A 21455-nucleotide genomic window follows, 5' to 3' on the forward strand; every position below is an offset into this window, starting at 1 on the left:
GCGGAGATATCGGAGACAATGCGGGCCATCTCAGCCGGAAGCAAGCTGTGTCCGAATACTTTCCGACGAACCAGACTCAAGGATTCGATATAGGGCGCATGATGTACTGAAACCAGGTCAGACGGAGCCACCCCGAGCCGCTCTATGGCGATATCTGAAAGCCCCGCATACCCTTTGGGAACCGTTTCATCAGACGAAATATTGAGAGTTGCGATGATGGAACGTCCCTGCGAGGAAATTCCCACCCTGGAACTGGCGGCGAATCCTTCTGAAAGGCACACATCACAATCACCACGCATGTAGACGACAGGCTCCTGATGAGTATTGATACCCATCTTGAAAACCCGTAACTGACTGGAAGACGCCACCATATATCAACATCCTTTTCTGCGTCGAAGAATAATTTCAGTGTTCTGATCAGAGGTCGTTCATACGCCCTATCTGCCTGGCCAATCGCATAGCTTCGTTCTCTTCCATGGTTAGCAACGATTGCAGTAATTCTTTCGCCTCGGGAATCTCGGCTTTGTCGGCCATGGTGCGATAAAGGTCCTCTATCTGATCATGGAAATCGAATACTTCTCTGCATATGCCCTCAAAATCCAGCTGTGCGTAGGGCTCATCGCAGGTTCTGTGGGTCTTAATGGGATGGTGAGACAGGTAGTCGTAGACCCTTGTCTCCAACGCTTTGGAATCGCCCTGCGACTTGAATTCATTCACGATACGTTCCATTTCCGATTCATGGGTCGCCAGATAGTCCAGCAGCGCCCGTGCTCGCTCCTCTTCATTCTTCGTAGCGCAATGTGACATACACCTTGCAAGGTGAGCATGCAAATCCCGTGTCCAGCTAATAAGTTCTCCAAAGGTTTTGATGTCCATTTACCCGTTCCCCCTTGTTGTCATTAATCATGTCAGCAAACAGCAATTACCTACCACTTAAACTCATAAGCCTGAATTCACACTGAAAAACCCCAACAAAAGATGCAAAAAGAGTCGCTCAATAGCGTGGGCTTGATGAACATCAATTTTTCCAATTGGAAGTGTTCGTCTACCCTAAGCCGTCCAGTCGGGTTCGCTTTAGCAGGAGTGCATTTACCGCAACAAGAGCGGAGCTTCCAGACATTGCGAGCGCCGCTACTTCTGGGCTTATCACCAACGGATAGAACACGCCTGCCGCCGCGGGAAAGGCGATGACGTTATAGGCCACCGCCCAGAAAAGGTTCTGATGCATTTTGCGCAGGGTAGCGCGCGACAGCTCGATGGCTCCCAGCACATCGTAGGGGTCGCTCTTCATCAGCACCACGTCAGCGCTCTCAATGGCCACATCGGTGCCGGCACCGATGGCGAAACCCACCTCCGCCTGGGTCAGTGCCGGGGCGTCATTGACACCGTCGCCCACCATGCCAACCTTCTTGCCCTGAGCCTGGAGCTCCTTGATCTTGTCCGCCTTCTGCCCCGGCAGTACATCGGCGATCACAGTGCCGATGCCCAGCTCCCGGGCGATGCGCTCGGCGGTGGCCTGGTTGTCGCCGGTGAGCATCGCCACCTCCACCCCGCGTTCCCGCATTTTCTTGACCATCGCCGCAGCGGTGGGGCGAGGCGCATCGGCAATGGCGATAAGGCCGACCAGCTTCCCGTCCTGGGCGACGTGCACCACGGTCTGCCCCGCGCTCTGCAGACGCGCGGCCTCGTCCTTCAGGCTCGCCATGTCGACCTTCTCTTCGTCCATCAGCCGGCGGTTGCCGAGCAGCACGGTCTTGCTGCCAATCTCCGCCCGCGCGCCCTTGCCCTCGATGTTGGTGAAGCCGGTCAGCGGATCGAGCTGCAAGCCTTCGGCCTTACTTTGTATCGCCTTGGCCAGAGGATGGTCCGAGCCCTGCTCCACCGTCCCCGCCAGTGCGAGGACCGCCTCCTCGGTGCTGCCCGCCACCACGACCACCTCGACCACCTGCGGCTCGCCCATGGTCAGGGTGCCGGTCTTGTCGAAGACCACAATATCCAGCCGGGTGGCATCCTCAAGTGCAGAGGCATTCTTGAACAAGATGCCGTTCCTGGCGCCGAGGCCGGTGCCCACCATCACCGCCATGGGCGTGGCAAGGCCGAGGGCATCCGGACAGGCGATCACGAACACGGTGATAGTCAGGGTCACGGCAAGCAGCAGGCTTTGGCCGATCCACCAGAACCAGACGGCGAAGGTGAGCAGGCCGATTACGATGGCAATCACCACCAGCCACTGTGACGCTTTGTCCGCCAGCAGCTGCGCCGGGGCCTTGGAGTTCTGCGCCTCCTGCACCAGCTTGACGATCTGCGCTAACGCGGTGTCGGAACCTACCTTGGTGGCGCGATACCTGAAGCTGCCGCTCTTGTTAATGGTGGCGCCGATCACCTTATCGCCGGGCTTTTTTTCCACCGGCATGGACTCGCCAGTGAGCATGGACTCATCCACCTGGGACTCGCCCTCTAGAACCTCGCCGTCCACCGGAATCTTATTGCCGGGGCGGATCACGACGATGTCGTCCTTCAGAACCTCAGCGGTGGGAACCTCCCGTTCCTGGCCATCACGCAACACCGTGGCCTTGGGCGGCGCGAGATCCATCAGCGAGCGGATGGCGTCGGAGGCACCGGCACGGGCGCGCATCTCCAGCCAATGGCCGAGCAGGATGAACACCAGCAGCACCGCCACCGCCTCGAAAAACTGCACACCCGGGAAAAAGAGCGTGGAACCGACGCTGAACAGGTAGCCAGTACCCACCGAGAGAACGACCAGCACAGCCATGTTGAGCACGCCGTTTTTCAGCGCGCGCCAAGCGGCAACAAAGAACGGCCAGCTTGGCCAGAGCACGGCGATGCTTGCCAGTAATAGCAACCATAGGTCTAGCCGCAGCCCGAAGGGTGGCACCGGTGGTTCGAACATCCCACCCATGGGCGAATAAATGAAAATCGGGAGGCTGAAGATCAGGCAGACCCAGAAACGGTTGCGCATGTCGCGCACCATTGCCTGCATGTCCATGCTGCCGCCGTGGCCCATCTCGTGGGCCATCTCGTCCTTGGCGCCGGTATGTTCGCCGTGTTCAGCAGGATGCGCCGTATCGTCGTGGCCGGTGTGGGAGGCATGGCCATCGTGGACGGGCGTGGACACAGCCCCGGCTTCGGTCGGCGGGTCCCCCGGGTCGCAAACGTGCCTGGGCAACTGTTCTCCGGAACAGTGATAGCCGCACTCGTGTATCCGGGCCTTGATAGCCTCAAGGTCCACCGTCGCCTCGTCATAGGTGACGGTCGCGCTGCCGGCCACATAGTTGACCTCGGCCTTCTTGACGCCGGGCAATCTCAATAGCTGTTTCTCTACGCCCCGGGCACTCAGTACCGATAGCAAACCGTGGATCTCCACAACGGTATTTTTCATTCCTTGTTTCCCTTTCCTTATTTGCAGACCGGAGCTTTCGTCAGCCCGACGCGCGCCCGACACCGAGATGGCGATGAAGCCAATTGAAGATCGGGCAGAACACCAGCCCGACATAAGCGCCATATAGAAAACTCTCAATCAATCCGAGCAGAAATCCCCACCAGGTCAGCCACTTGAACGCCGGCAGCACCTGCTCGAGAAACGTGTGCATGTGCAGGCTTTGCGGCGTCACCAGTCCATAGATCACGCAAACGATGAAGGTGACCGCCGCAAAGAGGCCCAACGCCCAGGTAACCAGTCTTGTGTCAAGCATGTTCCGTCCTCCGTTAATGCCGATGGCCAGAACGTCTGTCCGGGTCGTTTTCCGACTTGTCCGGCGCACTATGTCCACCATGCCCGCCCCCGCCGTGACCACCATGTCCTCCGTGACCGAACATATGCATGCCCACGAAAACGATGCCAATAAGCACCGAGAACCAGTTTTCCGCCAACCATTCCATAAAGACCTCTCCAGTCTGCTGCTGTACCAGCTGCCTTTGCATTGCTTCAGGCCCGGGCATGGCATTTCCTGACGCAAGTCAACCACATCTGCCTGAATTCAAACTGAATTACCGGACCGAAACAGAGCACACCTTGATCTCGATCAAATTAGAAACAATGTCCTAAAATTGATGACGCATGCACTTGCCGGTTACTGAATTTACTGGAAACGGGTTTTCTAGGAACACTCTGAGGAGAGAAAGGCATGAGCAACGAATCTTTCTCGGCAAGCATGCACCTTGAGCCTCAAAAAAGGCCTGCGGGGAAAAGCAGCATCATTCAGCTCAATCTTTTTCGAAAGGCGCTGAGATCTCTTCAGTTCGGCTCGTTATCACTTACATGGCCAGATGGAGAAAAGACGTGCCATGAAGGGAAGCAAGACGGTGTACATGCAGAAATGACAATCCTGCAGTGGCATGTCATTGATCGTCTGATCACCCACGGTGATGTGGGACTGGGAGAAGACTACATGGCAGGCAAATGGTCCACGCCCAATTTGCTTGCCCTAATGCGCCTTGTTAATTAACTTCAGCCGTAAGCATAGATCCCATATGGAGTTCTGCAAATTTCCGATACTGTAAACACTCGGGAACCAGCGCCCGTCTTTAAAATACCCCGAACTCGGAGACAGTGATTCCCGTTTTATGGACTTACCCCGGGGAGTGGCCATGCTAATGCATCCAGTGCTAGGTCTCGTCGGGGAGGTAAGCGCCATCCTTGTCGTGCACTTCGCGGCCGGTGACTGGCGGATTGAAGGTGCAGACCAGGCGCATATCCTCGGTGCCACCGCGCAGGATGTCGGCGATTTTCAACCCAGGTCTTCAATGCTGCCGTTGCCCGCAATGCAGTAGACGGCTTCCAGATGGTATTTGTACCACATGTGTAGTTCGGCGCCCGCCGGGATAATCGTCTCGTGAAATGAGAATCCCATCCCGTCCTTCTTAAGAAGCATGCGGCGGCTGGTCCAGCCCGGCCCCTTTACTTCCCGTTCGGTACCGAACAAGTCTTTAATGTCACGTACAATCATTCTTTATTATCCTCCCTTGGGCTAATGTTCTCCTGCGGCAAAACACAAGGTTTTCCGTGCCGTAAAGACTGACCTCCAAGCCGAAAACCGGCGCTTGAAGGCTAAGCTTAAACGCGTGTCAGAAGAACGAGATGTATTAATTTCGCAGTTAGGGCGATGTCAGGCTGTCGAGGCCTTCGTCGAGCCAATTGGCTGAAATCTGGACCACCCAATCAGGGCAAGTCCGCCAATGATCATTGGCAGAGTTAACAACTGCCCCATAGTCAACCATCCAAAGGCAATGAACCCCAGATGCGGATCGGGGAGACGAACAAACTCGACTGAAAAACGGAAAACCCCGTAAAGCAACAGGAACAATCCGGACGCGGCTCCAGTTCGACGAGGCTGGCTAGTAAACCACCACAATGCGATAAACAATACGATGCCCTCCAGCCCGAATTGGTACAGCGCTGAAGGATGCCGTAGCTCTGGCCCCATGTGCGGGAACGCCATGGCCCAGGGTACATCAGTTACCCGTCCCGGTAGCTCATGGTTTATGAAATTACCCAGACGACCCGCACCCAAACCGATCGGAACCAGGGGTGCAATAAAGTCCGTGAGCCGGAAAAACCGAAGATTATGCTTGCTGGCAAAAACCAGGGCCGCCACCAGTACCCCGGTTAGACCGCCGTGGAAGCTCATGCCGCCTTCCCAGATCTTGAATAGCCAAAACGGATTATCCGTCAACTTCTCAAACCCATAAAATAGCGCGTAGCCGAACCGTCCGCCGAGTATCACTCCAATGGCGCAATAAAAAATCAGGTTCTCGATAGCCTCGGGGCTCAACCCCAATCGATAAGCCCGGCGGCGGCCCAGCCACCAAGCCGCCAGAAAGCCAAAAAGGTACATCAGACCATACCAATGGATCTGTAGCGGACCTGCTGAGATGGCAACAGGGTCAATTTGAGGATATTGAAGCATGGGCCTTGGCCTTCCTGATTCTGTGTTTGAAGGTATGTTCGGACTTTAATCAACGATACGTCCGGCCTGAACGCGAAAGGCCGGAGGCCGGTATCGGCTCCGTCATGAAACGCTTGCCTGGGCGGCGGTAGCGCTTTCTTTCATGTCGCCGATCGCAATGTGTCTGTCACCTGACTTAAACCGGCCCAGCCGAAGGGAATTGGTCACCACGAATACGCTGGAAAGGCTCATGGCACCGGCAGCCAGCATGGGATTGAGCAGGTAGCCAGTAAACGGAAATAGAACGCCCGCCGCCACTGGAATAAGTGCCAGGTTGTACCCATATGCCCAGGCAAAATTTACCAGGATCGTTTTGCGGGTGCGTCGGGAAAGCTCAGTGGCATCGACGATACCTCGGAGGTCGCCACGCATCAGAACAAGGTCCCCGGCCTCGATTGCAATATCGGTACCTGTCCCGATGGCAATACCCACATCCGCCTGAGCCAGTGCGGGGGCGTCGTTGATGCCGTCACCTACAAAAGCAACCTTTGCACCTTCTTCTTGCAGGCGCTTGACCTCTGCCGCTTTCTGGTCAGGCAATACCTCGGCAAGAACCCGTTCAATGCCTGCTTGGCGGGCAATAGCCTCGGCTGTAGCACGATTATCACCGGTGAGCATGGCCACATCGAGTCCTGTGGCCTTGAGGGTGGCAACCGCGTCCACCGAACCATTCCTGAGGGGATCGGCAACCGCAAGCAAGGCCGCCAGTTGGCCGTCGACGGCGACATAGAGCGGGCTTTTGGCCTTTTCAGCAAGTGACCTCGCGCTGTCTGCCAGGCCATCTACGTCAACCCCAAGACTGCGCATGTATCGGTCCGCGCCCACGTTTATACGGTGCCCCGCCACTTGGGCCTGAATCCCGAAGCCCGGCTCTGCCTGAACGTCACTGGCTGCTGGCAAAGTGAGGCCCCGATCCCTGACTCCCTTGACGATGGCCTCCCCAATCGGGTGTTCGCTCTCGCTCTCAACCGCTGCCACCCAGGCAAGAACTTCATCTTCGCAGCCCTCTACCAGGATGAAATCCGTCAGTTCGGGTCGGCCCAGGGTCAGGGTGCCGGTTTTGTCGAGGACGATTGTGTCCATTCGGGCCAGAGTCTCCAAGGCAGCCCCTTTGCGGAAGAGCACGCCCATTTCGGCGCCTTTACCTGTCCCAACCATAATCGCCGTCGGTGTGGCTAAGCCCATCGCACAGGGGCAGGCGATCAGGAGAACGCTGACCGTTGTTACAAAGGCAAAGGACAGCGCCGGAGCGGGGCCGAAGCTGAACCATGCGATAAACGTCAGGATTGCAAGGACGATCACAATGGGTACAAAAACACCCGCAATCTTGTCGGCCAACTCCTGAATCGGAGGTTTATCGGCCTGGGCCGATTCCACCATGCTAATGATCTGTGCAAGGACGGTGTCCGCACCGACCCGGGTAGCCCGAAAGATCAGTGAACCATTCTTGTTGATCGTTCCACCCACTAATTCAGCTTTTTTCTGCTTGGCGACCGGCACCGGTTCGCCGCTGATCATGGACTCATCCACGTAGGATTGGCCCTCTTCCACCACTCCATCAACAGGAACGCGTTCGCCCGGGCGGACCTGGATACGGTCTCCAGGTACTACAGCTTCGATGGGCACTTCGACTGCCTTCCCTTCGCGAATCACCCGAGCAGTCTTGGCCTGCAGCTGCAAAAGCTTTTTGATTGCCTCCGAAGTACGACCTTTGGCAATGTGCTCGAAATAGCGCCCGAGCAAGATGAGCGTCACGATCACCGCCGCCGCCTCAAAATAGCTCTGGGCCGTACCGGCCGGAAAAAACTCGGGAACGAATAGTGCTGCAACAGAGTAGAAATAGGCGGCACTTGAGCCGATCATCACCAGGGTGTTCATCCCCGGACTTGCATGCCGGAGTTCCGCATAGCCGGCCCGAAAAAACCGCGACCCGGCGTAAAACAGCACGGGCGTGGTAAGCAGCCACTCAATAGTCATCCAGCCTCTATGGGGTAAAACGCTGGTATACAAGGCCTCCAGGGCGGGAATCATCTTGCCCATGGCAATCAAAACTACGGGAATGGTCAATGCCGCCGCAAAGATGACTTTACTGCGAAGATTGACACCCTCTTTGTCCTCATCTACGGCCTGAGCATCAGGCTCCTGCGGCTCATAACCGGTGTCCCGGATGGTTTGGTAAATTCGCGCGAGAGACAGGGCATCCGGCAGGAACTCCACAAAGGCCTTCTGGGTGGTCAGATTGACGCTAGCCCTGATCATGCCGGGCTGCTTATTCAGTGCCCGCTCAACCCGAGAGACACAGGATCCACAGGTCATGCCGAAAACGGGTACTTCTGCTGACTCTAACCGCGGCTGGTAACCTGCATCCCGGATCGCTTCGACCAGACCTTCAATGGTCGCGGGCTGATCGAATTCCACGCTGGCTTTTTCGGTCGCCAGGTTTACCTGGGATACCGAAACGCCGGGCTGATTCGAGAGAGCCCGCTCGACTCGCCCAACGCACGATGCACAGGACATTCCTTCAATACCAATCTCTATTCTTTGCATGCCGATTTACTCCTCTGCACGACCAGTCCAGCAGCGTTCTGATCAATTCGTCCCGGCATTAAATGGGCGGATTACTTTTCCCGGCCGATGGCTTCGACTATCGGACAACCATCCATCGGCCCCTCTCCCGAGCATTCCTTGAGAGTTTTCGACAAAACCGTCTCAATACGGGAGAGACTCCGGATCTGCTCCCGGATTTTTTCCAGTTGCTCTCTGGCGATGCGCTTGGCTTCAGCGCGATCGCCATTGGCGTCCTGTAGCATCAGGAGTTCACGAATCTCGTCAAGAGTGAAGCCCCACTGTTTGGCGTGAATGATGAACTGCAGCCTGGCAATCGCATCCTCCGGGTAACGGCGATAATTGGACTCAGTTCTTGCAGGCTCGGGCATGAGTTTTTCCCGTTCATAAAAGCGAATCGCATGGCTGGCCATGCCGCTTTTCTCAGAGAGCTCACCGATATTAAAGGTTTTCATTCACACACCTTATGCGAAGCTATTAATGGTCAGCCCCAACCATAACCTTGAAGTAGACTTTAAGGTCAAGAGATTTATTAAAGATGCACGAATGAGCTTGAGCTGCTTCGCTCAGGCGATATCCGGCTACCTGCGAATAGGCTGACACTGGTCGTGAGAATCGGGAATTTGCCTCACGCCGCCCGATACTGAGGTAATCGTGTCATTAAAATAAAAAACTGCTACGATCTCTTAAACTAAAAAGCTGGCTGTGTGTCAAAGCACTCAACCCGACCGTTTGGTAGATGAAATCGAGATGACCCCAACGAACCGCCGAATCATTTCCGTGCTGCTGTCACTGCTAATGGTGATGAGTGGGCCGGTTCTGGCCATTTCCAAAATATCAGTTGGTCAGGAGGATACTGCGATGAAAGGTTGCGGTTCCACGATGATGAAGCAGGCTGGAAGCAACGACTCCTCTTCCGGCAAAGCAGGTGATTGTGTTCCAACGCCTGACATGACATGCCCGAGCGCCAGCGGGCTGAGCAAATGTGGCGCCAGCTTTGCTCTTTTTCTGGCAGCTTCAAATGGTTTGCTCAATACCGGGTCCCAACCGGTATTAAATGCCCCCGCGGCCCTCTACCAGGAGCCGTTCCTAGCCTCCATTACGCCCCCTCCACTACATCACTCCTGAGTTGCAACCCGGATTTGTGCCCATCACGGCAAAATCATTGACGTAAATTTTTGCAACGATTTTTATGAAGCTCCGTGTTTTTTCATCACGGATCTTTAACTGGAGTGAATCAAATGCGCAATTCAAAAATCAAATTCGCGATCACAACGATTTTTCTGGCCGGTACCATCGGCACATTCTCTGTGTTTGCCCACGAGGGCGAAGGCAAAGGCATGATGTCCTCGGAAGGCATGCAGGGAATGGGCGGCATGATGGGAATGATGCCCGACATGTCTCCGGAAGATCGTAAAGCCATGACCGATGCCTGCATGAAAATGATGCAAAGCCACGGTGGTGACCACATGGCCGGCGGTGAGAACGATAAAGGCGCCGAGTCCAACTAAAGGTACGGGTGCGCCCCGAACTGACATTGATTGCCCGGGGAAGCCATGGTGAACCCGGGCCTTGCGCTACCCATTATCGAATCAAATCGAGGATTACCATGAAGACCAAAAAACTTGCCCTGTTTACCGGAGTAACCGTCACTATTCTCGCCGCCGGCGCAACCACATTGGCGATCCAGGCCGACGAGTCTGCCAAGTCATCCACCGCTGCGGCCTCTACCGCAGAGGCTGGCCCGGCCATCACAATTTATAAGAGCCCTAGCTGTGGCTGCTGCCAATCCTGGGTTGAGCACCTTGAAGCCAACGGGTTTAAGACCAACACCATCGAAACCGACAACGTTAATGAGGTCAAGCAGGCTAATGGTGTGCCCCGGGATGTGGCCTCTTGCCACACCGCGTTAATCGGTGATCTGGTGATTGAGGGCCATGTGCCAGCCAGCGATATTCTGGCTTACCGGGAAAATCCCCGGTTCAATACAGTGGGACTTTCAGTGCCCGGCATGGTCCAGGGCAGCCCCGGTATGGAGACCGGTAGAAAGGATGATTACCAGGTGATTGCCTTCCGTGCCAACGGGCAGCAAAGCGTGTTCCGCGAACATAAAGATTACTGAGGTCGGTCCCAGCCCCATACCGGATCCCGCAACAAGACTCCGGAACTCGCCGGCACATCCTTGCACGGCTCTTGACATGTCGGGCCTATCGCGCGGGAAAGCCCACACAAACAGACAACCATACCTGCGATGCCGACCACCAGGCCTGGCAACAGGCCGTATTGCTCCAAAAGGTTCATGCAGTACGATGACGACTAGGGCGATGCCCCATGTACTGGTATGATTAATGGAACCTTTCATAATTCAAGGGTCCGGTTCCTGAGGTCGGGGTGCTCGACTCCGAACCTTGCTCCTGCAGATTCAGTGTTAACAAGTGGTACTGAGCTGCGCACTGTCGCAGATATCAAACACAGTCAGAAATCATCCATACGGCCAATCTGGCGGGCCAGGCGCCTGGTTTCATTCTCTCCCATGATCAGGAGCGACTGGAGCAGCTCCCGTGCTTCGGGAATTTCGGCTTTTTCGACAAGGGTCTGATAGAGATCAAGAATTTGCTCGTGGACGTCGAACACTTCACGGCAGATGCCAGCAATATCAAGCCTCACGTATGGCTCGTCACAGGTCCGATGGGTTTTTATGGGATCATGAGATAGATAATCGTAAACGCGACTCTCCAATGCCTTCGCATCTCCCTGGCGCTCAAACTCCCTCACAATGCGCTCGATTTCAGATTCATGGGTGGCCAGATAGTCCAACAGGGCCCTTGCCTGCTTGTCTTCGTGCTTTGTTTCACAATGGGACAGACACCGCGCCAAGTGCGAGTGGAGCTTGCTCGTCCAGTCAATTAGCTCTCCGAGTGTTTTGATATCCATACGGGCTCATCCCTCGCGGAAGGTATACTTTAAAAAATACACTTAAACGCTGTTTCCGAACAGGGGCCTTTACTCGACTCCAATGCACTCCACCGGGCATAGCGAACGCAATGATCCCCGCACCCAGGCCGATGCAGCCAATGGCAAATTGTTCGCTCATCACCGCGCTTTGCACTGCGTCCGGCCCAGCAGCAGAGCTCATCCGGCCTACCGGTGATCCTTCTCGTAACGCCGACGCAGTAACATTGAGTTACCAATGACCGAGAGCGAGCTGACAGTCATCGCCACTACACCAATCATCGGATGCAGCAGCCCCGCCGCAGCTATAGGAATAGCCGCAGCGTTGTATCCACTGGCCCATAGGAGGTTCTCAACGATCTTTTTGAAGGTCGCACGTGACAGCACCATGGCGTCAACAACGCCAGATAATTCGCCACGGACCAGGGTAACGTCAGCAGCTTCGATAGCCACATCCGCACCAGCGCCTATGGCAATGCCTACGTTAGCCTGTTTGAGTGCCGGGGCGTCGTTAATGCCATCACCCACCATGGCAACATGATTGCCGTACTTTTCCTGCAGTTCCCGAATGGCATCCACCTTACCTTCCGGCAACACCCCGGCGCGAACCTCGTCGATGCCTACTTCGCGGGCAACCGCGTTGGCTGCACGCTCGTTGTCACCAGTAATCATCACAACATACAGTCCTTGCTCGTGCATGGCCCGAATGGCAGCCACCGATTCGTCCTTGAGCGTATCGGCTACCGCGACAATGCCGTAGGCCTTGCCGTCACGGGCAACAATAACGGCAGTTCTGCCCTGATCCTCAAGGTCGGAAAGACTCTTGTCCAGGGCCTCCAGTCCATTAACGCCCTGCTCTTCCAGCAAGAGGCGGTTACCAATCAGCACGGTGCTCTCACCGACCCTTCCCGAAACACCTCTGGCGCCGGTGGAGCGGAAATCAACAACGTTCCCGGGTTTGATTCCACGTTCCCGGGCACCGTCCACAATGGCACGGGCGATGGGATGCTCAGACGCATTTTCTACCGCGGTGGCAAGCTCCAGCAGTTCGGTCTCCGAAACGCCGTCGGCGGGTACTACATCGGTAAGCTTCGGCTCACCCCTGGTAATGGTGCCCGTTTTATCGAGGACCATTACCTTGACGTCCTTGAAGGTCTGAATGGCCTCTCCAGAACGAATCAGGATGCCCCGCTCGGCGCCGACGCCCGAACCCACCATCAGCGCAGTCGGCGTTGCCAACCCCAATGCACAGGGGCAGGCAATTACCAGCACAGCAATAGCCGCCAGGATAGCCAGCACCGGCGTGGCCGCCGTCGGGTCTACCCACGGCAGGAAAGCGGCGCCCCATTCAAGGATTGGTCGGAGTGTATCGCCTGCAAACAGCCAGACCACAAGACTGCCCAGGGCAATAACAAGAACCAGCGGCACGAAGCGACCGGTCATGCGGTCAGCAAACTCCTGGATTGGCACCCTGGAGCCCTGAGCCTCGTCGATCAGTTTCACCACCTGGGCCAGAAAGGTATCACCACCAACACGGGTAGCCTTGACTCTCAGGCGACCTTCCTTGTTGATGGTGGCACCAATAACCGTGTCTCCCGTGCTTTTGTATACCGGGACAGACTCGCCAGTGGCAATGGATTCATCCAGATGACTCTCACCATCCACCACTTCACCATCAGTGGGCACCTTGTCACCGGGCCGGACAATCATGATGTCGCCTGGAGCCAAATCCTTCACGGGAATTTCGACCTCTTCCCCTTCCCGTTCCACGCGGGCGGTCTTAGCGCCGAGGGTGAGCAATTTCCGGATGGCCTCCGAGGCCTTGCCCTTGGCTTTTGCTTCCAGGTACCGACCAAGCATATGGAAGGTCATGATGGTAACGGCCATTTCGATGAAAGAGGTCATCGGATAGACAAAGCCCACCAGACCAATCAGGTAGGGGGGAAGGCTGCCCATGGAAATGAGCACATCCATGTTGAAGGTGCCATTCTTCAGTGAACGCCAGGAAGCCTTGTGGGTAGCGGCACCGCCATAAAAAAACACTACCGGGAAGCCGAGCACTGCAATAATAGCCAGATACCCCGGAATGGGCTGCCAGAACATATGAAACATCATCAACACCATGATCAGTGTTGTCGGTACCGCAGCGATCCAGAACCTGCGTAATGCAAGCTTCAGATAGGCCTCTTCAACGGCCGAGTCCTCCTCCTGACTGGCATCTCCCTCAAGAGCGACAGCAGCAACATCATATCCGGCGCCCTCTATCAGCTCTTTCAGCTCATTTTCTGTCGGCCCATCCGAGCCGACTACCACGCTCACTGTGTGATTGGCTATGTTGGTTGACGTCGTCTGCACGCCGTCGTGTCGCGCAAGCGTACTCTTGATAATACCCGCACAATGGTCGGACCCCATTCCGGGTACCGTGACCCTGAAAGTCCTGCCACCCACTTCCCTCACGGAGGCCACATCGTAACCGGCACCCTCCACAGCGTGTTTTAAGGCTTCCCCGTCAGGCCCCGACGCAAGGGAGCGAACACTCACCTTATGTTTGGCAATGTTAGTCTCTATCTGGTCGATTCCGTCCAAGCGGCCAATCGTTTTGTTGATAATGCCGGCGCAGTGGTCTGACCCCATTCCCGGCACAATCAGCTCAAGGTCCCTTTGCCTTTGCGGTGCCTGTGTTTTCGTACTGTTCATCAAGATCTCCCGTCATTGTTTCTGTTGCTTGGCCAGTCACTGAACGCTATGAAATAAAGTAATACGAGATTGACGATGGGAATCAGTATCAGGATGCCCATCCAGCCCGGATACCCGGTACGCTGGCAAATACGCCAGGCCGGAATCACAACTACAATGGCAATCACCAGCATCCACAGCCAGTGCCCTGCCCACATGGTGTTGCCAAACATATTACCTTCCATCATAGCACTGCCCTCCACGTCGAATGCCGGTTAATGGTGATCATGAGCATGAGATTCCTCATCTCCCGATTGCCGGGAATTCTCGGACTTTTTCAAAAAAATCTGCTCTGCCACTGCAATAACGATCATGGTGGCCACCGCAACACCGATGACAAACGGGTCCGTATTCAGCTTGACCCACACAAAGCCCCCAAGAACGAGCAAATCCAGCAAAATGGCCATGACTGGCACCCAGGCGCTGGCCTTCACGTCTTCGCGTAGATAACGAAGAACACCCCAGTGAATCGCAACATCCATTACCAGGTAGAACACGATACCCAGCGCAGCAATCCGGGAGAGGTCAAAAAAGGCCGTCAGGACCAGCCCCAGGACCACTGTATAAACCAGGGTGTGCTTCTGAATACTGCCTGGCATGCCGAAATGCCGGTGGGGGACCAGTTTCATTTCCGTCAGCATCGCCAGCATCCGGGACACCGCAAAAATGCTGGCCAGAATGCCTCCGGCAGTAGCCATCATGGCAATGGCAACGGTGAACCACACGGCGTACTCCCCCAGTGCCGGGCGGGCGGCGGCGGCAAGGGAGTAGTCCTGTGTCTCGATAATCTCGGCCAGGGACAAGTTGCTGGCAACAGCAAAACCAACCAACGTATAGATCACCACGCAGGCTGCAATGGAAATAATGATCGCCCGTCCTACGTTCCGCTTGGGGTCTATTACTTCGGAGCCGCTGTTGGTAATGGTGGTGAAGCCCTTGAAAGCTAGAATTCCGAGCGCGGTTGCTCCAAGGAAGTTGCCCACAGTTCCGGCCTCTCCGGGATTCGAGAAGTCAACCGATATGGAGTCGGCGACCCATACCCCCACCAACCCGAAAATCAGTATGCCGCCGATTTTCAGGACGCCGATAAAGGAAGCCACACCCTGAATCATCCGGTTACCCAGCAGATTTATGAGAAACGCTGCCAGGATCAGTGACACCCCGAGAATGGGCACCATTCGCCCGCTTTCGTCGCCACCGAAGAGCTGCATGGTGTAGGAGCCGAACGTGCGGGCCAGAAAACTCTGGGCGATCACCATGGAAAAGTACATCAGCAAGGCGTTAAATGCGGTCGGCAGCCGGTTTCCGTAGGCCTTGTGTAAGTACATGCCGATACCGCCCGCAGACGGGTACGCATCGGAAATTTTGATGTAGGAATAAGCACTGAAGCTGACGATCACGGCGGCCGCCAGAAACGCCAGGGGGAACAGAACGCCCGTCATCTGTGCCATCTGTCCGGTCAACGCAAAAATACCAGCGCCTATCATGACGCCGGTACCCAGCATGACGGTTCCTGGCAGGGTGAGACTGCCTTCCTGATAGCGAGTGGTTCTGTCTTGCTCCCTGCTCATTCAACCTCCGGTTATTGTCGTTTCTATTTACGCTTCATAGGTGGGATTTTGGAACAGCAAAACGGATCATGTTTTGCGTTGGCCCGAACATTGTCGTCTGTAAACCGATACCACGCCAGTTTCCGCTGGGTCCACCACCCGGCCTGCAACCCGCCTCCGTGGGTCTTGATCAGTTCCATTAACTCGTCAAGAGACCAATGGGTTCCATCGTAGACGACATGCAGCTGGTTGTTCGGTTTGCGCTCGGCAAAATCAACACAGGGATGATGGTTGAGTTCATGGATGAAATCGCCCCACTGACTCTCGCCAAATCACTCACCATTTTGGCACGCAGATGCCGGTGAGGTGAGGAGGAGTCCATCCCATTGATTCAGGTTACTGATGAAAATGAATAATCACGGTAATCCTGATGCCTATGCGCCGTATCCTCTTGGCCGTGTAGCGACAAACGTCAGGCACTCACCCAACCGATCTCATTGTACCCGGCGTCGAAAGACCCAAAGGGAGAAAATAAACAGCGTGACACCGATTACCAGCAAGGCGAGAGCCTCATCCCAGAGAACCGCCAGGCCGGCGCCTTTGAGGAAAATACCGACGATGATATCCATGTAATAACGCAGTGGACTCAGCAGGGAGAGGCTTTGCAGGAAAGGCGGCATGGCTTCTACCGGCGTCAAACTGCCCGACAGGAACATCAGCGGGAAAAGTCCGAAAAAGGAGAGCAGCAACGCCTGCTGAAGGGTCCGGCTGTAGGCGGCAATCAGTACGCCCAGCGCAATCGCACTGAGCAAAAAGATGGCGGTCAGCACCAGAAATAAAAGCAGACTGCCCTGAAGGGGCACATCAAAGACTCTGACAATCACCAAACTCGGAAAGATGGACAGTACGCCCATGATCAGCGTGGGTGTGACCTTGGCCAGGAACAGTTCCAGGGTGGAAATGGGCGTCACCAGCAGCTGCTCGATAGTGCCTCGCTCCTTTTCCCGGACAATAGAGGCGGCCGGGTGAATAACGCCCACCATCATACCGGCCAGAGCAATCATCGATAACACGATAAAACCCGATGTTGTCAGATCGGGGTTATACCAGATACGGATCAGGGGTACCGCGACCCCCTTCTTCCCGGCAGCAGGGAGCGCTTCGCGCTCCTGGCGCTGGACGATCTGCAGAGCATCATTGACGGCATTGGCGGCAATGTTGGAATTGGTGCCGTCCTGGAGCAACTGGAGCTGAGCACTCTTGCCAGCGAGAAGAGCACCTTCGAACCCGGCGGGAACGACCAACACCATGGTGGCATCGCCTTTCTCCAGGAGGTCAGTGGCGGTTGCCACACGGGTTTCCTGAAATTTCAGGTCGAAGGTTTCGCTCACCGCAAATTTCTGGATCAACGAGCGACTCAAGGCGCTGCGATCCTCGTCCACCACCGCCAGGGGCAGGTGGCTTACATCAAAACTGAGCGCAACGGCACAAATGACGACTTCAATGGTGTAAAGCCAAAGTATCAGGGTCAGTATCAACCGGTCACGAAAGAACTGCACGAGCTCCTTGCGCAACAAACCAAATAAGGCAATTCCCATCAGGCCACCTTCTGCTTCATTCGCCAGGCCGCGAAGACAAATACCAGGACCGTATAGACGATCAACATCATCAGATTTGGCAGAACGGCTTCAAGGCCGGCTGATTTCAGTACGATGCCCCGGGAGATTTCCATAAAATAACCGGCAGGGAAAAGCCAGCTATACAGTTGCAGGGCAAGAGGCATGGTGAACAGAGGGAACAGAAAACCGGAAAACAAAAACGACGGCATCAAGGTGACAATCAGCGTTATCAACATGGCCGCCAACTGGGTACGGACCAGGGATGAGACCAACAGGCCGATACCCACCGTGGTCAGCACATAAACGAAAGCGGACGTCAGCAGCAGTATCGGGCTGCCGGCAATGGGGACCTGAAACCAGGCAAACCCCACCACCATGACCATAAGAATCTCCAGGAAAGCCACCAGACCGTAGGGCACCAGCTTGCCGACAACAAACTCGGTTGAGGTGACCGGCGATGCATAGATCTGCTCAATCGTACCGGTCTCTTTCTCACGCACGATCGCCAGGGCGGTCAGCAGGGGTGGGAACGCCATCAGGATCACGGCAAATAACCCGGGGATGACGAAATTGACGCTGCGCAGGGAGGGATTGAACCAGACCCTGGCCTGGACCCGGACGGCGCTCTGACGCGGGGCGGGGAAATTTGCGATTACCGCCTCGGCATAGGCCGATGCCAATCGACCCAGAACAGGATAGCCGCCGTCCACGATCACCTGGACAGGCGCCTCGTCGCCTCTGAGCAGTTGCCGGGCCAAGCCGGCTGGAATCACCACGCCCATGCTGATGGTCGAGCTTTGCAGTGCCGACTCCAGATCGCGGAGATCGGTCGTTTTCTGCTCTAATTGAAAATACCGCGAGCTGTCGAAACGGGCTGACAGGTCGCGGCTTGCCGGCGTGTTGTCCAGATCGTAAATGCCCACGGCAACCTGTTCCACATCCAGATTGACCGCATAGCCGAACAGAAAAAGCATGATCAGCGGCATGATCACGGCCAACGCAATGGTAACCGGGTCGCGAATCAGCTCGCGACTTTCCTTGACGATGAGGGCTCCAAGCCGATGAGCCTTCATGGTCCCAACGCCCGGGAATTGGCCGTTCCCGCCTGTTCTATGGCCGCCGTGAAGAGCATCTCCACCGTGGCGTCGGCTTCGAGGCCGAGCGAATGATTCAGCGATGATCGGCTACCGTGTGCAAGCAGCCGCCCGTCCAGCATTAACGCCAAACGATCACAATAGGCCGCTTCCTCCAGGTAGTGGGTAGTGACCAGCACGGTCATACCGCTGGCGGCCAGCTCACGGATAACCCGCCAGAAAAGGTACCGGGCGACGGGATCGACACCCGAGGTGGGCTCATCAAGGAACAAGACCCGGGGCCGGTGAAGCAGGCTGCAGGCCAGCGCCAGACGCTGGCGCAAGGCACTTGAAAGATCACCGGTGAGCTTGTCGGGAATATCTGTCAGCCCCGTTACTTCCCTGGCCCAGTCGATCGCAGCCCGCGCCGCGCCTCCGGCCAGGCCGTAGGCATTGGCAAAGAAGCGGAGATTCTCCCAGGGGGTCAGTTCCAGATAGAGTGAAAACCGTTGTGACATATAACCAATTTGCCGGCGCAATGCGGTGCTACCCCCGCCGGAGCTCACCCCGGCCACCCGGGCGTTGCCCTCATCGATGGCCACCAGCCCGCACAAGGCCCTGATCAGGGTTGTCTTGCCCGCCCCGTTGGGCCCCAGCAACGCAAGCAGTTCGCCAGATGGCGCCTCGAAACTCACCCGGTCAACGGCCTTGAAATGTCCGAAGCGGACGCTCAGGCCGGTGGCCACCAGCCCTTCCTCTTTTCCCCTGTCTTGCCGGGCCAATTCCGGAAACTGCTGCTCGCCGGCCCTCCTGTCCGTCCGCAGCACAAACAGATCCTCGAGCCGGGGCTCGGCCGCCGCCAGGTGGGTTCCCTCGGGCAATAACTCGGCGAGCTGGTTTTCAGCGATGTCCGCGTTCATCACCAGTCGCAGGTGATCCGGCAACCACTGCACTGAATGGACGCTGTCAATTTGAGCCAGGATGCCGGACAACTCCCGCAAGCCTCGTCCGGTATCTCCAGCATTTACAGTGAACACCCTTCCGGCGGCGGGCCTCAGCAGCTCTTCCAGCGACCCATCCGCAAGAACGCGGCCCTGTTCCAGCAGCAGTATCCTGTCGCAGCGCTCCGCCTCGTCCATGTAGGAGGTAGCCACAACCATGGTCAGGCCCTGCGACCGGAAGCGGTCGAGCATGGTCCAGAGATGGCGCCGGGACAGGGGGTCGACGCCGAGCCCCGGTTCGTCAAGGATCAGCAGCTCCGGTTCATGGACCAGATTGGTACATAGCGACAACTTTTTCCGCATGCCACCGGACAGTTTGGCGGCGGGCCTGTCAGTAAAGCGGCCAAGCCCCGACATGGATAGCAACCTTTCTGAACGCTCCCGATAGAGTTCGTCGGGCACATCCCGGATGCGAGCGGCAAAGCTCAGGTTTTCCTTGACGCTGAGTCGATCGTAAAGCGTAAATCCCTGGGACATATAGCCAATCCGGGCAGCAACCTGCTTGGCCTCACGACGGGTATCGAAGCCCAGGACCCGGCATTCCCCCACAGTGGGGTCCAGGATGCCAGCCAACATCTGTAACAGCGTCGTCTTGCCAGCGCCATCAGCACCGACAATGCCCACTCGTTGGCCGCGATCAACGGAAACATCCAGTGGCTCGATGACAACATTGTCTCCGAATTGGCGGCCAAGGCCTTTGGCGACGATGGGTTCCGGGGAAGACATGACGGCTCAGCGCGCCGGAACCGAGAGGGTCGCTGGCCACTCGGCGTCCGGATCCCAGCGAATCCAGGCATCTGCCGGCATACCCGGTTTCAGAGCATCGGCCGGATTATCCAGCACCAGGGTAACGCCATAGACCATCCGAACTCTCTCGTCGGGCATGTGGACATCGCGGGGGGTGAACTGGGCGAAATCGTCAATCCTGCCGACTTTGGCGGAAAAGTCCCCGGGCAAACCGTCCACGCGGATTCTGGCGGGATCCCCCAAGCTGATCCGGTTGAGGATATCACCGGGGACATAGACCTTGAGTTCGAGCTGCTGCAGATTCACCATCGTGGCCAGCGGCTGGCCGGTATCGACAACCTCTCCCGTCTCCACCGCCCGGATCAGGATGGTTCCGGAGAGCGGCGCGGCAACCTCCGCTTTGTCCAGTTGCGATTCAGCCAGTGCCACCTGCGCCGCCCTTGCAGCCACCTGTTCTTCGGCGGCATCCTTCTGCCGCTGGAGAGACTCAAGTCGGCCCCGGGCCTCACTGACGGCATTTTCCGCCTGATCCAGATCACTCGAGCTGGCCAGATTGCGGGACCGCAAGTCCCGGATCCGCTGCCGTTGTTTCTCGGCATTCTTGAGATGATGACGCCAGGTGGTGATTTGGCTGTCGAAGCCGTCACGGACTTCCCGCGCCGAGGCCAGCTCGGCCTGTGCCGAGCGCAGGCGGTCTCTGGCATCGGCGGGGTCGATCACGGCTACCGTGTCGCCCGCCGAAACCTTGCTGCCTTCCGCGAGATGGTGCTCGATGACCCGACCGGCCACTTCGGCCGCGATCCGCACTTCCCGCCCCTCGATATGGCCATTGCCATAGACGATTCCCTGCGGCAAGGGCTCTTCCCCAAACAGAACAAAAACCCCATAAGAACCGCCGGCGAGCACCAACACCGCTATCAGAGACCAGAGCCAGGATTGGGATTTCACCAAACACTCCTTATGACATTACTGTTCAGGTTGGAGCCGGGATCAGGGCCACTGCCTCTCACTCCAGCCAATGAGATCGCCCACTCTAGCACACGGCAGCCGCCGCGACCAAGGTCGTTGCCGGATCTTAAGCGGCTCATTCAGGTCGCCCTCGAAGATGGCCGTCAGGGCATCGTCAAAGACGCAAAATGGATTGGTAGCCTGCCACATCCACCTCAAACCGGGTGTTCTGACGCAAGTGATCCTTCATGGCCTCCAGCGCATCAGGGTCTCCATGAATCAAGTTGATCGGCGTTTC

Annotated in this window: 20 protein-coding genes and 3 pseudogenes; 3 read left to right on the forward strand and 20 right to left on the reverse strand. The window is 56.6% G+C overall.

The window, feature by feature from the left end:
• The 5 genes and pseudogenes from MDHKLMBL_RS19795 to MDHKLMBL_RS19815 all read right to left on the reverse strand — a co-directional run.
• Positions 1-335, reverse strand: a pseudogene (locus MDHKLMBL_RS19795) (thymidine phosphorylase); the annotation flags it as partial.
• Positions 336-417: 82 nt separating this feature from the next.
• Positions 418-876 carry an ATPase gene (locus tag MDHKLMBL_RS19800; protein WP_104272381.1) on the reverse strand — a complete coding sequence of 153 codons (459 nt, stop codon included), beginning with the start codon at positions 874-876 and terminating at the stop codon, positions 418-420.
• A gap of 169 nt (positions 877-1045) precedes the next feature.
• Positions 1046-3400 (reverse strand): heavy metal translocating P-type ATPase, encoded by a 2355-nt coding sequence (locus tag MDHKLMBL_RS19805; protein ID WP_104272383.1) that lies wholly within the window; start codon positions 3398-3400, stop codon positions 1046-1048.
• A gap of 40 nt (positions 3401-3440) precedes the next feature.
• Positions 3441-3713 carry a DUF5676 family membrane protein gene (locus tag MDHKLMBL_RS19810; protein WP_091854502.1) on the reverse strand — a complete coding sequence of 91 codons (273 nt, stop codon included), beginning with the start codon at positions 3711-3713 and terminating at the stop codon, positions 3441-3443.
• Between the two features lie 13 nt (positions 3714-3726).
• Complete coding sequence (locus MDHKLMBL_RS19815) at positions 3727-3960, reverse strand: hypothetical protein (RefSeq protein WP_227548934.1); 234 nt, start codon at positions 3958-3960, stop codon at positions 3727-3729.
• A gap of 185 nt (positions 3961-4145) precedes the next feature.
• Between MDHKLMBL_RS19815 and MDHKLMBL_RS19820 the strand changes: the two genes are divergently transcribed.
• The gene (locus MDHKLMBL_RS19820) at positions 4146-4466 is read left to right on the forward strand and encodes a hypothetical protein (RefSeq protein ID WP_104272385.1); all 321 of its coding nucleotides are present in this window, start codon (positions 4146-4148) and stop codon (positions 4464-4466) included.
• A gap of 160 nt (positions 4467-4626) precedes the next feature.
• Here the strand turns inward: MDHKLMBL_RS19820 and MDHKLMBL_RS19825 are convergent.
• The 5 genes and pseudogenes from MDHKLMBL_RS19825 to MDHKLMBL_RS20935 form a co-directional block, all read right to left on the reverse strand.
• Positions 4627-4967, reverse strand: a pseudogene (locus MDHKLMBL_RS19825) (ectoine synthase).
• Between the two features lie 159 nt (positions 4968-5126).
• Positions 5127-5927, reverse strand: a complete 801-nt coding sequence (gene lgt, locus MDHKLMBL_RS19830) for a prolipoprotein diacylglyceryl transferase (RefSeq protein WP_104272387.1) — start codon at positions 5925-5927, stop codon at positions 5127-5129.
• Positions 5928-6029: 102 nt separating this feature from the next.
• Entirely contained in the window at positions 6030-8513 is a 2484-nt protein-coding gene (locus MDHKLMBL_RS19835) for a heavy metal translocating P-type ATPase (protein ID WP_104272390.1), read from the reverse strand.
• 71 nt (positions 8514-8584) lie between these two features.
• Positions 8585-8986, reverse strand: a complete 402-nt coding sequence (locus tag MDHKLMBL_RS19840; RefSeq protein ID WP_104272392.1) for a MerR family transcriptional regulator — start codon at positions 8984-8986, stop codon at positions 8585-8587.
• Between the two features lie 390 nt (positions 8987-9376).
• Complete coding sequence (locus MDHKLMBL_RS20935) at positions 9377-9565, reverse strand: hypothetical protein (RefSeq protein WP_158254301.1); 189 nt, start codon at positions 9563-9565, stop codon at positions 9377-9379.
• A gap of 207 nt (positions 9566-9772) precedes the next feature.
• On the opposite strand from MDHKLMBL_RS20935, the gene MDHKLMBL_RS19850 reads away from it, so the two are divergent.
• Both MDHKLMBL_RS19850 and MDHKLMBL_RS19855 read left to right on the forward strand, forming a co-directional pair.
• Entirely contained in the window at positions 9773-10042 is a 270-nt protein-coding gene (locus MDHKLMBL_RS19850) for a hypothetical protein (protein WP_104272396.1), read from the forward strand.
• Positions 10043-10140: 98 nt separating this feature from the next.
• Positions 10141-10653 carry a DUF411 domain-containing protein gene (locus MDHKLMBL_RS19855; RefSeq protein ID WP_104272398.1) on the forward strand — a complete coding sequence of 171 codons (513 nt, stop codon included), beginning with the start codon at positions 10141-10143 and terminating at the stop codon, positions 10651-10653.
• 353 nt (positions 10654-11006) lie between these two features.
• Here the strand turns inward: MDHKLMBL_RS19855 and MDHKLMBL_RS19860 are convergent, their stop codons facing one another.
• The 10 genes and pseudogenes from MDHKLMBL_RS19860 to MDHKLMBL_RS21425 form a co-directional block, all read right to left on the reverse strand.
• The gene (locus MDHKLMBL_RS19860) at positions 11007-11465 is read right to left on the reverse strand and encodes an ATPase (protein WP_104272400.1); all 459 of its coding nucleotides are present in this window, start codon (positions 11463-11465) and stop codon (positions 11007-11009) included.
• Between the two features lie 207 nt (positions 11466-11672).
• Positions 11673-14180 carry a heavy metal translocating P-type ATPase gene (locus tag MDHKLMBL_RS19865; RefSeq protein WP_104272403.1) on the reverse strand — a complete coding sequence of 836 codons (2508 nt, stop codon included), beginning with the start codon at positions 14178-14180 and terminating at the stop codon, positions 11673-11675.
• Complete coding sequence (locus MDHKLMBL_RS19870; RefSeq protein ID WP_068812734.1) at positions 14180-14407, reverse strand: hypothetical protein; 228 nt, start codon at positions 14405-14407, stop codon at positions 14180-14182. Before MDHKLMBL_RS19870 ends, MDHKLMBL_RS19865 begins: the two co-directional genes overlap by 1 nt.
• A 27-nt stretch (positions 14408-14434) precedes the next feature.
• Complete coding sequence (locus MDHKLMBL_RS19875; RefSeq protein WP_104272405.1) at positions 14435-15790, reverse strand: APC family permease; 1356 nt, start codon at positions 15788-15790, stop codon at positions 14435-14437.
• 23 nt (positions 15791-15813) lie between these two features.
• A pseudogene (locus MDHKLMBL_RS21420) lies at positions 15814-16098 on the reverse strand (hypothetical protein); the annotation flags it as partial.
• 165 nt (positions 16099-16263) lie between these two features.
• Positions 16264-17367, reverse strand: coding sequence for an ABC transporter permease (locus MDHKLMBL_RS19885; RefSeq protein WP_008172526.1), 1104 nt, complete (start codon positions 17365-17367; stop codon positions 16264-16266).
• Complete coding sequence (locus MDHKLMBL_RS19890) at positions 17367-18461, reverse strand: ABC transporter permease (RefSeq protein ID WP_008172528.1); 1095 nt, start codon at positions 18459-18461, stop codon at positions 17367-17369. Before MDHKLMBL_RS19890 ends, MDHKLMBL_RS19885 begins: the two co-directional genes overlap by 1 nt.
• Positions 18458-20188 carry an ATP-binding cassette domain-containing protein gene (locus MDHKLMBL_RS19895; protein WP_104272407.1) on the reverse strand — a complete coding sequence of 577 codons (1731 nt, stop codon included), beginning with the start codon at positions 20186-20188 and terminating at the stop codon, positions 18458-18460. The genes MDHKLMBL_RS19890 and MDHKLMBL_RS19895 overlap by 4 nt, the downstream gene beginning before the upstream one ends.
• A gap of 6 nt (positions 20189-20194) precedes the next feature.
• A complete protein-coding gene (locus MDHKLMBL_RS19900) occupies positions 20195-21157 on the reverse strand; it encodes an HlyD family secretion protein (protein ID WP_008172531.1) in 963 nt (320 codons plus the stop codon).
• Between the two features lie 175 nt (positions 21158-21332).
• Positions 21333-21440, reverse strand: coding sequence for a hypothetical protein (locus MDHKLMBL_RS21425; RefSeq protein ID WP_341866811.1), 108 nt, complete (start codon positions 21438-21440; stop codon positions 21333-21335).
• Between the last annotated feature and the right edge of the window lie 15 nt (positions 21441-21455).

It is taken from the genome of Marinobacter flavimaris (assembly GCF_002933295.1).
In the GTDB taxonomy this organism is placed as follows: domain Bacteria; phylum Pseudomonadota; class Gammaproteobacteria; order Pseudomonadales; family Oleiphilaceae; genus Marinobacter; species Marinobacter flavimaris.